This window comes from Variovorax sp. MSC1_012, from assembly GCF_023667525.1.
GTDB lineage: Bacteria > Pseudomonadota > Gammaproteobacteria > Burkholderiales > Burkholderiaceae_C > Variovorax > Variovorax beijingensis_B.
In genome coordinates this window covers 1,675,591-1,688,325 of record NZ_CM174443.1, presented here as the reverse complement: position 1 = coordinate 1,688,325, position 12,735 = coordinate 1,675,591, and the positions used below count along the sequence as shown (strand labels likewise).

Annotated in this window: 11 protein-coding genes; 6 read left to right on the top strand and 5 right to left on the bottom strand. The window is 69.2% G+C overall.

Features of this window, described 5'->3' with window-relative positions; translation table 11 throughout:
• Window positions 1-23: 23 nt before the first annotated feature.
• Window positions 24-986 (top strand): LysR substrate-binding domain-containing protein, encoded by a 963-nt coding sequence (locus L1081_RS07985; protein WP_489415948.1) that lies wholly within the window; start codon window positions 24-26, stop codon window positions 984-986.
• Here L1081_RS07985 and L1081_RS07980 read toward each other — a convergent pair.
• From L1081_RS07980 to L1081_RS07970, 3 genes are all read right to left on the bottom strand, one after another.
• Entirely contained in the window at window positions 935-1,705 is a 771-nt protein-coding gene (locus L1081_RS07980) for a fumarylacetoacetate hydrolase family protein (RefSeq protein ID WP_489415947.1), read from the bottom strand. The two genes, L1081_RS07985 and L1081_RS07980, sit on opposite strands and share 52 nt — an antisense overlap.
• A gap of 149 nt (window positions 1,706-1,854) precedes the next feature.
• Window positions 1,855-2,832: a tripartite tricarboxylate transporter substrate-binding protein gene (locus tag L1081_RS07975; RefSeq protein ID WP_489416753.1), complete on the bottom strand. Its 978-nt coding sequence runs from the start codon at window positions 2,830-2,832 to the stop codon at window positions 1,855-1,857.
• A 71-nt stretch (window positions 2,833-2,903) separates the two neighbouring features.
• Window positions 2,904-4,148 (bottom strand): aminotransferase class V-fold PLP-dependent enzyme, encoded by a 1,245-nt coding sequence (locus L1081_RS07970; protein ID WP_489415946.1) that lies wholly within the window; start codon window positions 4,146-4,148, stop codon window positions 2,904-2,906.
• 121 nt (window positions 4,149-4,269) lie between these two features.
• On the opposite strand from L1081_RS07970, the gene L1081_RS07965 reads away from it, so the two are divergent.
• Genes L1081_RS07965 through L1081_RS07955 form a run of 3 tightly spaced genes read left to right on the top strand, consistent with a single transcriptional unit; the run spans window position 4,270 to window position 8,656 of the window.
• Complete coding sequence (locus L1081_RS07965) at window positions 4,270-4,965, top strand: FCD domain-containing protein (RefSeq protein ID WP_489415945.1); 696 nt, start codon at window positions 4,270-4,272, stop codon at window positions 4,963-4,965.
• 16 nt (window positions 4,966-4,981) lie between these two features.
• On the top strand, window positions 4,982-8,059 hold the full coding sequence (locus tag L1081_RS07960) for an FAD-linked oxidase C-terminal domain-containing protein (RefSeq protein WP_489415944.1): 3,078 nt from the start codon (window positions 4,982-4,984) through the stop codon (window positions 8,057-8,059).
• A 21-nt stretch (window positions 8,060-8,080) separates the two neighbouring features.
• The gene (locus L1081_RS07955; RefSeq protein WP_489415943.1) at window positions 8,081-8,656 is read left to right on the top strand and encodes a methylated-DNA--[protein]-cysteine S-methyltransferase; all 576 of its coding nucleotides are present in this window, start codon (window positions 8,081-8,083) and stop codon (window positions 8,654-8,656) included.
• 15 nt (window positions 8,657-8,671) lie between these two features.
• Here the strand turns inward: L1081_RS07955 and L1081_RS07950 are convergent, their stop codons facing one another.
• Both L1081_RS07950 and L1081_RS07945 read right to left on the bottom strand, forming a co-directional pair.
• A complete protein-coding gene (locus L1081_RS07950; RefSeq protein WP_489415942.1) occupies window positions 8,672-9,892 on the bottom strand; it encodes an MFS transporter in 1,221 nt (406 codons plus the stop codon).
• Between the two features lie 64 nt (window positions 9,893-9,956).
• Complete coding sequence (locus tag L1081_RS07945; RefSeq protein ID WP_489415941.1) at window positions 9,957-10,871, bottom strand: LysR substrate-binding domain-containing protein; 915 nt, start codon at window positions 10,869-10,871, stop codon at window positions 9,957-9,959.
• Window positions 10,872-10,949: 78 nt separating this feature from the next.
• On the opposite strand from L1081_RS07945, the gene L1081_RS07940 reads away from it, so the two are divergent.
• Both L1081_RS07940 and L1081_RS07935 read left to right on the top strand, forming a co-directional pair.
• Window positions 10,950-12,122: an MFS transporter gene (locus L1081_RS07940; RefSeq protein WP_489415940.1), complete on the top strand. Its 1,173-nt coding sequence runs from the start codon at window positions 10,950-10,952 to the stop codon at window positions 12,120-12,122.
• On the top strand, window positions 12,119-12,733 hold the full coding sequence (locus L1081_RS07935; RefSeq protein WP_489415939.1) for an MSMEG_1061 family FMN-dependent PPOX-type flavoprotein: 615 nt from the start codon (window positions 12,119-12,121) through the stop codon (window positions 12,731-12,733). Before L1081_RS07940 ends, L1081_RS07935 begins: the two co-directional genes overlap by 4 nt.
• Window positions 12,734-12,735: the final 2 nt, after the last annotated feature.

Sequence of the window (12,735 nt, the reverse complement as noted above, 5' to 3'; positions counted from 1 at the left end):
AGTCATAAACAAGGACGCCCACCATGCCGCGTATCGATGTCAACCGCTCCGGCGAAATGGAAGCCTTCGTGCAGGTGGTCGAAGCCGGCGGCTTTTCCGCGGCGGCGCGCCTGCTCGACATGACGCCCTCGGCTGTGAGCAAGCTGGTCGCGCGGCTCGAGTTGCGGCTGGGCATCCAGCTGGTGTACCGCTCCACGCGCAAGCTGCAGCTCACGCCCGAAGGCCTGCATTTCTACGAGCGCAGCACGCGCGTGTTGGCCGACATGGACGAGGCGGAGCGCTGCGCCGCCGCGGGTGCTGCGCCGCGCGGGCGCGTGAGCATCAACGCGAGCGTGTCCTTCGGGCACCACAAGCTGGCGCCACTGGTGCCGCGCCTGCTCGAGCTGCATCCGCAGATCACGCTGGACATCGCGCTCACCGACCGTATCGTCGACCTGATGGACGAGCGCGCCGACATCGCGATCCGCTGGGGCCAGCTGCCGCCGTCCGACCTGGTGGCCCGGCGCCTGGGCGAGACCAGCCAGTCCATCGTGGCCTCGCCGGGCTACCTTGCGAAGTACGGCACGCCGCACACGCCGCAGGAACTGGAGGCGCACAACCGGCTGGGCTGGTCCTACCGGCGCAACACGCCCGACTGGCCCTTGCGCGTGGATGGACGAATGATTGCGCTGCCCGTGGCCGGGCCGGTGCGCGCGGGCGACGGCGAAACCCTGCGCCAGCTGGCCCTTGCCGGCGCGGGCGTGGCGCGGCTGTCGCTGTACCACATCCAGCACGACATCGATGCCGGCCGGCTGGTGCCGCTGCTCGAGGAATTCAACCCTGGCGAGGTGGAGCCGATCCACGCGGTGTACATCGGCAAGGCGGGCACCCTGCCGGCGCGCGTGCGCGCGGTGCTCGACTTCCTGGTGGCGTACTCGGGCGTGGGAGGAGGGCGCTACACGCTCAGGCGCAGCGCGCCGATGCCGGCGAACTCCACCGTCACCTGATCGCCGCGGCGGCAGGGCACGATGCCGACCCACGAGCCGGTGGTGACCACGGTGCCGGCCGGCGCCGTCTGCCCGTGCCGCGTGACGTGGCGCAACCAGATCGGCAGCAGCCACGCCGGATCGGCCAGCGGATGGGTGCCTTCACGCACCACGGTGTCGGCGCTGCCGACCTTCGTTTCGCAGCGCTGCGAAGCCCAGTCGACCGCCGCATAGGGCTGCCACTCGCCGATGGCAAGCGCGCCATGCACCTGCGAATCGGCCAGGCGCAACAAGGCGGGCGTGGCGGCCAGGTCCTGCCAGCGCGAATCGACGATTTCCACCGAGACGGCCATGGCATCGATGAGCGAAGCCGCATCGCCATGGTCGAGCTGCGCGGCTTGCGCGGGCGTCACGTCCTGTCCGAGGCGCAGCGCGATCTCGGCCTCGATGCCGGGCACGTGAAAGGCAAGGTCGCCAAAATCCGCCTGGCTCGTGCGCACGCCGGCCGGGGGCAGCGGCGCATGCGTGAGCGTGGCGCTGCGCGAGGCGCCGCCGGATTTCCAGGCGCGGGGCACGGTTTCGTCGCTGAACCAGGCCAGCGCCGAGGCAACGGCATCCTGCACTTCATAGGCTTGCTCGGCCGTCTCCAGCGTGTTGAGCCAGGGCGTGGTATCGAGCGTCTGGTTGGTTTGGCGGGCCTGGATCAGGGCGTTGGCGAGGGCTGTCATCGAAGGGGTCATGGAGGGATTGTCTTCGCTGCTTTTGTGTTTTGTTCGGGAGGTTTTTGTTCGGGGCGCTGCTGTTCAGGGCGCGTGCACAGGCCACCGGGTACTCCCCTCCGCGAATGTCCCCCGTCGGCGGGAGCGCACCCCGAACAACAGCGTTTGAGTCAAGTATCCACATGCACCTTGCCGTCCTTCACCACCTTCGCCCACTTGGCGATCTCGGTCGAGATGAACTGCTTGAACTTGTCCTGCGACCCGCCGCCGTCCTCGGCGCCGTAGGTGTCGAGCTTTTCCTGCACGTCGGGCATCGCGAGCACGGTGTTGACGTCGCGGTTCACCTTCTCGGCAATGCCCTGCGGCAGCTTGCCCGGGCCCGCGAGCCCGTACCACGTGGTGGCCTCGAAACCCGCGAAGCCCTGCTCCTGCATCGTCGGCACGTTCGGATGTCCCTTGGCGCGCTTGCCGCGCGTTTGCGCCACGGCCAGCACGCGGCCGCTCTTCACGTGCGGCGTGGCCGCAGTCATGGTCTCGAAGCTGTACTGGATCTGGCCGCCCATCAGGTCGGCCAGCAGCGGGCCGCTGCCCTTGTAGGGCACATGCATTGCATCGACCCGGGCCTGCAGCTTGAACATCTCCAGCGCCAGGTGCTGCGCCGAGCCCGCGCCCGCTGAGCCGAAGCTCACCGTGCCGGGCGAGGCCTTGCAGGCGGCCACGATGTCGTTCACCGTGAGCGCCTTCTGCGCCGGGCTCGCGATCAGCAGGTTGGGCGTGACGCCCACCAGCACGATTGGCACGAAGTCGCGCTCCACGCTGTAGCGCAGCTTGGGCTGCAGGCTGGGCGCGAGCGCATGGCTGTTGATGTGCGCCATGAGCAGCGTGCTGCCGTCGCTGGGCTGCTGCGACACGTATTCGGCCGCCAGCACACCGGCCACGCCGCCCTTGTTCTCGACGATGACCTGCTGGTTCCACATCACCGTGAGCTTCTGCGCCACCACGCGCGCGAGCGCATCGGTGCCGCCGCCGGGCGGAAAGCCCACCACGATGCGCACCGGCCCCGAAGGCCACTCCTGCGCGAAGAGCCGGGGCACGCCCAGCGTTGCGGCCGCGGCACCCGCGGCCTGGATCAGCGAACGTCTCTGCATCATCTTTGTCTCCAGTGGTGGTGGGTCCGATGCGTGCCGGGCTCGAAAGGCCAGCCGGTGTTTTCTTGCGGCTACGCGGCCTTCTGCAAGCCGGCATGCGCCGCGGCATGGCTCGCGAAATGGTCCATCGCGGCCTGCACGCCGCTGCCCGCGAGCTTGATGCCGCTGAGCTTCATGCCCATCTCGACGCCCGCCACCATGGCCACCAGCGTCAGGTCGTTGCTGTCGCCCAGGTGGCCCATGCGGAACATGCGGCCCTTGAGCTTGCCCAGGCCCGTGCCCAGCGAAAGGTCGAAGCGCTGGTGGATGAGCCGGCGCAGCGCATCGGCATCCACGCCTTCGGGCGTGATCACGCCGGTGAGCACGGGCGAATACACGGCCGGGTCGGCGCACTGGATCGGCAGGCCCCAGGCATCGACCGCCGCGCGCACGCCGGCGGCCCAGCGCTGGTGGCGTGCGAACACGTTGTCCAGCCCCTCGCCCAGCAGCATGTCGAGCGATTCCGACAGGCCGTAGAGCAGGTTGGTGTTGGGCGTATAGGGCCAGTAGCCGTCCTTGTTCATCTCCACGATCTCGTCCCAGGCCCAGAACGCGCGCGGCAGCTTCGCGCCCTTGGAGGCTTCGAGCGCGCGCGGCGAGAGCGCGTTGAAGCTGATCCCGGGCGGCAGCATCAGGCCCTTCTGCGAGCCGCTGATGGTGACGTCCACGCCCCATTCGTCGTGCCGGAAATCGGCGCTCGCCAGGCCCGAGATGCTGTCGACCATCAGCAGGGCAGGGTGGCCTGCTGCGTCGATGGCCTTGCGCACCAAGGCGATGTCGGAAGTGACGCCGGTGGAGGTTTCGTTGTGCACCACGCACACGGCCTTGATCTTCCTTTCGGTGTCCTTGCGCAGGCGCGCCTCGATGAGGTCTGCCTGCACGCCGCGGCGCCAGCTGGGCGCGGCAGGCAGCTGCTCGTCCTTGCCGGACCAGGCGAGGAATTCGGTCGACAGGCCGAGGCGCGTGGCCATCTTCTGCCACAGCGATGCGAAGTGGCCGGTCTCGTACATCAGCACGTGGTCGCCCGGGCTCAGCGTGTTCGCGAGCGCAGCCTCCCAGGCGCCGGTGCCGGAAGCGGGGTAGATCGCGACCGGATGCTTCGTCTTGAAGATCTGCCTGATGCCGCCGAGCACCTTGAGCCCCAGCGTGCCGAACTCGGGCCCGCGGTGGTCGATGGTCGGCAGGCTCATGGCCCGCAGGATGCGGTCGGGCACCGGGCTCGGGCCGGGGATCTGGAGGAAGTGGCGGCCGGTGGGATGGATGTCGAGTTGCAGCATGGACTGTCCTTTCGCTTTCAGTTTTGCATTCAAAACTGATTTAGACATGATGGTTTACCCGTATTCAATAGGATTGCGGCTGTGGTTTTTTGCATTCAAAATGCATTCAAGGGAAACAGAAATGACCGCAGACATCATCGAAATCTCGCGCCTCGCGCTGCACGACCAGGTCGCTTCGCGCCTGCGCACGATGCTGGTCGAAGGGCACATCGCGCCCGGAGCCAAGCTCAACGAGCGCGAGCTCTGCCTCCAGCTGCGCGTCTCGCGCACGCCGCTGCGCGAGGCCATCAAGCTGCTGGCGGCCGAAGGGCTGGTCGACCTGCTGCCCAACCGCGGCGCGGTGGCGGTGAAGCTCACCGAAGCCGACGTGCTCAACACCTTCGAGGTGCTGGCCATGCTCGAAGGCATGTCGGGCGAGCTCGCGGCCAAGCGCATCACCGACGAAGAACTGGCCGAGGTGCGCGCGCTGCACTACGAAATGATGGCCTGCTTCGCGCGGCACGATCTCTCGGGCTACTACCGCCTCAACGCGCGCATCCACACCGCCATCAACGACGCGGCGGCGAACCCGGTGCTATCGAGCACCTACCGTTCGATCAATGCGCGCGTGCAGTCGCTGCGCTTTCGCACCAACCAGGACGAGGCCAAGTGGAAGAGCGCGGTCGAGGAGCACGAACAGATGATCGAGGCGCTGGCCGCTCGCGATGCGCCGGCAATGCGCAAGGTGCTGGTCGCGCACCTGACGCGCAAGCGAGACACCGTGCTGGCGCTGCTGCGTGCCGGCGAAATCTATCCCCAGGCCCACAAGGCGAGCTGAGCTCCACCACAACACCATGCGCGTCGATCCCGCCAGCCACATCCAGCCCGCCGGAACCGTTCTTCCGCCCAGCGACACCTGCGAGCTGCTCGCACGCCGGCTGCGCGCCGAGACCGAGGGCGAAGTGCTGTTCGACGCCGGTTCGCGCGGCCGCTATGCCACCGATGCGTCGATCTATCAGATCACGCCGGTCGGCGCCTTCGTGCCGACGAATGAACGCGACATTGCCACGGCCATCGACATCGCGCGCGACCTGAAGGTGCCGGTGCTCGCGCGTGGCGGCGGCACCAGCCAGTGCGGCCAGACCACGGGCGCCGCGCTGGTGATCGACAACAGCAAGCATTTCCGCCGCGTGCTCGATGTGAACGTGGAGGAGGGCACCGCCACCGTCGAGCCCGGCCTGGTGCTCGACCATCTCAATGCGCAGCTCAAGACGCACGGCCTGTGGTACCCCGTGGACGTGTCGACCAGCGCGCAGGCCACGCTGGGCGGCATGGCGGGCAACAACTCCTGCGGCTCGCGCTCCATCGCCTACGGCAACATGGTGCACAACGTGCTGGGCGCGAGTGCCTGGCTCTCGAGCGGCGAGCTGGTGGAGTTCGGGCCGCAATCCACGCTGGGCGCCCGTGCGGCGGGCATCGCGAAGTTCGTGCACGGGCTCGCGCTGGCGCACCGCGAGCAGATTCACGCCCACTGGCCCAAGGTGCTGCGCCGCGTGGCCGGCTACAACCTCGACATCTTCGACAACCAGAGCGAGCGCCCCTACACCGCCGACGGCAGCGTGAATCTCGCGCACCTCCTGATCGGCGCCGAGGGCACGCTGGCCTACACGAGGAGCCTCAAGCTCAAGCTCGCGCCGCTGCCGCGCGCCAAGGTGCTGGGCATCGTCAACTTCCCGACCTTCCATGCGGCCATGGATGCGGCGCAGCACATCGTGAAGCTGGGCCCTACGGCGGTGGAACTGGTCGACCGCACGATGATCGAGCTGAGCCTCGCCAACCCGGCCTTCAAGCCCACGGTGGAAACCGCGCTGATCGGCAAGCCCGCGGCCATCCTGCTGGTCGAGTTTGCCGGCGCCGACAAGGCCGCTTTGCTGCCGCAGCTCAGGCAACTGGTCGAGCTGATGGGCGACCTCGGCCTGCCCGGCAGCGTGGTCGAAATGCCCGACGACGCGCGCCAGAAGAACCTCTGGGAAGTGCGCAAGGCCGGCCTCAACATCATGATGAGCCTGAAGGGCGACGGCAAGCCGGTGAGCTTCATCGAGGACTGCGCCGTGCCGCTCGAGCACCTGGCCGAATACACCGATGCATTGACCGAGGTGTTTGCGAGGTACGGCAGCCGCGGCACCTGGTATGCGCATGCCTCGGTCGGCACGCTGCACGTGCGGCCGATCCTGGACATGCGCACCGACGGCGGCGCCAAGATGCGCGCCATTGCGGAAGAAGCCGCCGCGCTGGTGCGCAAGTACAAGGGCGCCTTCAGCGGCGAGCATGGCGACGGCCTGTGCCGCGGCGAGTGGATCGAATGGCAGTTCGGCCCGGCCATCAACGAGGCCTTCCGCGCCGTCAAGCGCGAACTCGATCCGGCCAACCTGTTCAACCCCGGCAAGATCGTCGATACGCCGCGCATGGACGACGCCTCGCTGCTGCGCTTTGCGCCGCCCACCGCGCCCAGGCCCTACCGGCGCATCGAACTCAAGCCCGTGCTCGACTGGTCGGCCTGGAACGTCAATGCCGACCCGGTGACCGAGCAGACCACCGCGCCCGGTACCGGCGGCGACAGCACCGGCGGCCTCGCCAAGGCCGTGGAGATGTGCAACAACAACGGCCACTGCCGCAAGTTCGACGCCGGCACCATGTGCCCGAGCTACCGCGTGACGCGCGACGAGCAGCACCTCACGCGCGGACGCGCCAACACGCTGCGGCTGGCGCTGTCGGGCCAGCTCGGCGCCGATGCCTTCACCGGCGAAGAGATGCACGAGACCATGGACCTGTGCGTCGGCTGCAAGGGCTGCAAGCGCGATTGCCCGACCGGCGTCGACATGGCGAAGATGAAGATCGAGTTCCTCGACCACTACAAGAAGCGCCACGGCCATTCGCTCAAGGACAAGCTCGTGGCGCACATGCCCGACTATGCGCACCGCGCGAGCCGCGTGCCGTGGCTCATGAACCTGCGCAACACCTTGCCCGGCGCGGCCTGGCTGGGCGAGAAGCTGCTGGGCTTTTCGGCGCGCCGGTCGCTGCCGGAATGGCGCTCCGATACTTTCTGGCGCGCCAAGGCCGACCTGCACGGCATGTTCGCCAGCCGCGAGGCCGTGCTGTCGGTGCAGGCGAACGGCGGCCGCGCCGCGGTGCTTTTCGTCGACACCTTCAACGGCACCTTCGAAAGCGAGAACGCGCTGGCGGCGGCCCGCGTGCTCAAGGCCGCGGGCTACACGCTGCACACGGTCGAGAAGAGCGGCGGGCACCACTGCTGCGGCCGCACCTTCCTGGCGAGCGGCATGGTGGGCGAGGCCAAGCGCCGTGCGGAAGCATTGATCGACGCGCTCCGGCCGCTGGCCGAGGCCGGTGTTCCCATCGTCGGGCTCGAGCCCTCGTGCCTGCTCACGCTGCGCGACGAGACCCTGGTGATGGGCTTCGGCAAGAAGGCCGAAACCGTGGCGAAGCAGGCTTTGCTGTTCGAGGAGTTCATTGCGCGCGAACTGAAGGCAGGCCGCTTCAAGCTCGCGCTCACGCCGGCCACGGCGCCGATCCTGCTGCACGGCCACTGCCACCAGAAGGCCTTCGGCGCGGTGAGCCCGATATTGGACGTGCTGCGGCTCATTCCCGGTGCCGAGCCCGAGCTGATCGAAAGCTCCTGCTGCGGCATGGCGGGCAGCTTCGGCTACGAAGCGCGGCACATCGACGTGTCGATGCAGATGGCCGAGGCCAGCCTGCTGCCCGCGATCCGCGCGCGGCCCGACGCCATCGTCGTGGCCGACGGCACCAGTTGCCGCCACCAGATCGCGGACGGCGCGCAGCGCGAGGCGGTGCATGTGGCGGTGCTGCTGGAACGGCACCTCGCGCCGCCAACCCTGTCGCCCGAGCAGGCTTAGCGGCTGGCACAAAATGGCGCGATGAATGCAGCATCGAGCAGCACCAGCAGCGAAACCATCGAGCCGGGCTTTGCCTTGTTCGAAACCGCGATAGGTACCTGCGCGCTGGCCTGGGGGCCGCGCGGAATCATCGGCGTGCAGCTGCCGGAAGAAAACGGCGAAGCCGCCACGCGGGCGCGCATGCGGCGCCGCTTTGCGGACCTCAATGAAGCCGAGCCGCCCGAAGGCGCGCGGCATGCGATCGCGGCCGTCCAGGGCCTGCTGAACGGCGAGTCCGACGACCTCAGCGACATCGTGCTCGACATGAGCGCCGTGTCGGAATTCCATCAGCGCATCTATGCGATTGCACGGCGCATTCCGCCCGGGCAGACGCGCACCTATGGCGAGATCGCGGCCGAGCTCGGCGACAAGGGCCTGTCGCGCGCGGTGGGCCAGGCCATGGGCCACAACCCGTTCGCGCCGGTGGTGCCGTGCCATCGCGTGCTGGCCGCGGGCAACAAGCCTGGCGGCTTTTCGGCCGGCGGCGGTGCGCTGACGAAGCTGCGCATGCTCGACATCGAAGGCGCGCGGCCGAACGGAATGGCTTCGCTTTTCTAGCAGCCCCAGAGGCAGTCACGCCACCGCAACCGGCAGCCGGTGCAGCCCCGCGATGCGCGAGGCAAAAATGATTCCCGCCTGCAGCATGAAGCCCGCCAGCGTGAGCAGCAGGCAGGCCGGCTCGCCCCATGCGGCACCCACCGCGCCGCCCAGCGCAGCGCCGACCGGCCGGGCGCCTGCATTGATCGTGAGGAACACCGCCGACACCCGGCCCAGCATCGCCGAGGCCGTAACGCTCTGCCGCAGCGTGGTGGTGGTGATGGTCCAGACCATCGGCCCGGCACCGAACAGAAAGAACGACAACGCGGCCAGCGACGCGGCCGGCACCACCAGCGTGGCCGCCATGGCCGCCGCAGCCACCATCGCCACCGCGGGCCCGACCTGGATCGCACGGCCGAACGGCAGGCGCACCACCACGCGCGATGTCAGCAGCGCACCCGCCACCATGCCCGCGCCGTACATGGCCAGCGTGAAGCCGACCGCCTGCGCGCCGAGGCCCAGAACCCGCACCGCATACGACACGTAGCCGGCCTGCAGCACGAACCACGAGATGTTGAAGACTGCGCCCGTCATCAGCATGGGACGCAGCAATTCATGCCGCCAGACAAAGCGCGCGCCATCGCGCACGTCGAGCAGCGGATGGCGCCGCGATGCAGCCGGGCGCGGCGCCTCGGCCAGGCGCAGCAGCAGGCCCACCGCCGACATCGAAAGCACGGCCGCCAGCACGAAGGCCGTCGAAGCGCCCGCCCACGCGACCAGCGCGCCCGCCAGCGCAGGCCCGCCCGTGAATGCGGCACTGCGCGCAAGCTCCAGCCGGCCGTTGGCGGCGGCCAAGGCATCGCGCGGCACGAGTGCCGGCACCAGCGCGGGTGCCGCGACGCTGAAGCCCACGGTGCCGACCGCGCCCAGGAACCCGAGCACCGCCAGCCAGCCGATGCCGAGCTTCGACGCCAGCACCATGGCCAGCAGCACCAGCAGCGAGACGGTGCGCAGCCCCTCGGATGCGACCATCAACCGCTGCCGCGACATGCGATCGGCCAGCACGCCCAACGGCATCGACAACAGCAGAAAAGGCAGTGTCTGAATGGCGGCAAGAAAGCCGATCTCGCCCGGCCCGGCGCCGAGCACGAGCACCGCGACCAGCGGCACCGCCGCAAGGCTCAGCTGCTCGGCGGACTGTGCCGCGAGGTTGGACCACGCAAGGTAGGCAAAGGGGCGGGGAAGGGCGGCTTTCATGCTGGAGGTGCTTTGTGCGAGGAAGCCTCCATGCTGCTGGCGCGCGCCGCCCGGCGCTGGCCGTTTACGGACCTGCGAGCGTCATCACGCCTTGCGAGTCCGAGGCCATCATTTCCTCGAACCATTGCGCGACGTACGCGGCTTCCGGCGCGGCGTCGGGCGCGAGGCCGTAGTAGTAGCGGTTCAGCGCCATGCGCAGCGCGGGGAGCGGCGACTGCAGCCGGCCCGAGGCCAGGTCGTGCGCCACCAGCGAGGTCGGCGCCAGCGCGATGCCGAGCCCGTCGACCGCGGCCTGCAGCACGAAGTGCAGGTGGTCGAACTGCAGCCGCCCCGCCGGCTTGGCGCGCGGTGCGCCGACGTGCTTCTTCCAGGCGTCCCAGTCTTCCTTGCGCGTGCGGGCCGACAGCTGCACGTGCGAGGCCAGCGCGCGCAGGTCCGCGAGCGGATGCGCCTTGAACAGCGCCGGCGCGCCGACCACCAGCACCTCGTCTTCGAGGAAGGGGCGCACCTCGATGGAAGGCGGCCAGCCTTCGAGCCCGCGGCGCACTGCGATGTCGAAGCTGCCTGCGGCCTGCTCGGGCATGACCGTGCTCGTGACCACCTGCGGCTCGATTTCGGGGTAGTGCTCGACGAACGAAGGCAGGCGCGGAATGAGCCACCGCACCGCGAAGGAAGGCCGCACGTTGATCCTGACGGCACGGGCCGGACCTTGCGCCTGCAGCGCACGCGCCGCCGCATGGATCTGCGCGATGGCCGGGCCTGCCTCAGCGAAGAACTGCTGTCCTTCGGCGGTCAAGGCGACCTGGCGGATGCGGCGCTCGAACAGCGCGACGCCCAGGCATTGCTCGAGGCTCTTGATCTGCCGGCTCACCGCGCTGTGCGTCACGTGAAGCTCGATGGCCGCCCGCGTGAAGCTCTGGTGGCGGGCTGCGGCGACGAAGGCGCGCACGGCATTGAGGGGCGGTTCTCGAAGCGGCATGTGTGCAATTTTCTCACGCATGGCAGGCGTTAATGTCGTTTGTCGGCATGCCCAGCCACGGCGCACCATGCGGGCTCGATGTTTCGCACACAGCCCGCTCCAGCCCTCGCCGCCACCGACCTGAACTCCCGCCACGCCGCCATTGCGCTCGGGCTTTCGCTGCCGGCCGACGTCGTGCTCTACCTGCTGCTCCCGATGTATGCCGGGCAGTTCGGCGTCACGCTGGCGGAGGCCGGCATGCTGCTTGCGGCCAACCGGCTCGTTCGCATTGCAGGCTATGGCGCGGTGGGGCGCTTCTACGCGCGCAATGGCGACCGGCTCACCTGCACCATCGCGGTGGTGGCGGCTGCCTTCTGCGGACTCGGCTACGCCACGCTCTCGGGCTTCTGGGCGCTGCTGCCGCTGCGGCTCGTGTGGGGCCTGTGCTTTGCCGCGCTCAACCTGTCGACGCAGTCGCTGGCCACGGCCGAACTGCTTGGTGCGGCGCGCCGCAGCGGACGTTCGCGCGCGCTCATCGCGATGGGGCCGGTGCTCGCATTGCCGCTGGGCGCGCTGCTGGCGCTGTGGGCCGGACCGCGCATCATCTTCTGCATTCTTGCGGCGTTCTCGCTGGTGGCGGTGCTGGCCACGCGGCGCCTGCCTTCGGTGCCGCACGGCAGCGCACACAGCAGGCCCATGCGCCGCTTCAAGCGGCCCAACAGCCTCGATGCCTGGTCGTTCATGGAAGGGCTCACGCTCGACGGGCTCTTCATCGTCGGCCTGTCCTACCTGGGCAAGGACCTGATGCCGGGCGGCGCGGTGGTGGTGGCCGGTTCGCTGATGGCGCTGCGCTACCTCGCGGAAATCCTGCTGAGCCCGGTCGGCGGCCACATGGCGGAGCGCTTCGGTGCCGAGCGGCTGCTGGTGGGCCTCTCGCTCGTGACCGCGATCGCGCTGGTCGGCTTCGGGCTGGGCTGGCTGTGGAGCTGCGCGGCACTGATCGTGGTGCTGCGCGCCTTGCAGCTGCCCTTGCTGCCGCCCATCGTGGCACGCCGCACACCGGGGCCGGAGCGCATGCACGCGCTGGCCGCGCGGGCCGTGTGGCGCGACGTCGGCGCCGGCATCGGGCCGCTGCTGGCCGGGCTCCTGCTGCCGGTCGTGGCATCGTCATGGCTTTACGGCACTTGCGCGCTGCTGCTGGCCGCGGCGGCGCTGGCCTGCGGCAGGAACCCGTCGGCATCGCCGGACAAGCAACAAGGAGTGATCCCATGACCCATGCCATCGACACCATCGAGCAGCTCGAAGCGCTGTTCGGCGAAGCCGGCGAGGCCTCGCTCAAGAAGGAGGTGCCCTGGCTGCACCCGAGCTACCAGGCGCTGATTGCCGCTTCTCCTTTCGCGGTGCTGGCCACCACCGGGCCCGGCGGCCTCGACGCCTCGCCGCGCGGCGACCCGCCCGGCTTCGTGGCGGTGCAGGACGAGAAGACGCTGCTGCTGCCCGAGCGCCGCGGCAACAACCGCATCGACAGCCTGCGCAACATCGTGGCCGATCCGCGCGTGGCGCTGCTGTTCCTGATTCCCGGCGTGGGCGAGACCTTGCGCGTGAACGGCAGGGCGCGCATCACGACCGCGCCCGAACTCATGGCGCGCTTCGCGATGGAGGGCAAGCTGCCGCAGTGCGTGATCGAGATCCGGGTGGAATCGGTTTTCTTCCAGTGCGCGCGCGCCATCCAGCGCTCGAAGCTGTGGGCGCCGCTGCCCGCGGAATCGCGGCGCGAGGTGCCCACGCCCGGCGCCATCCTGTCGGCCCTCACCGATGCCGCCTTCGACGGCGAGACCTACGACCGCGAACTGCCTGAGAGGCAACGAAGAACGCTGTACTGAGG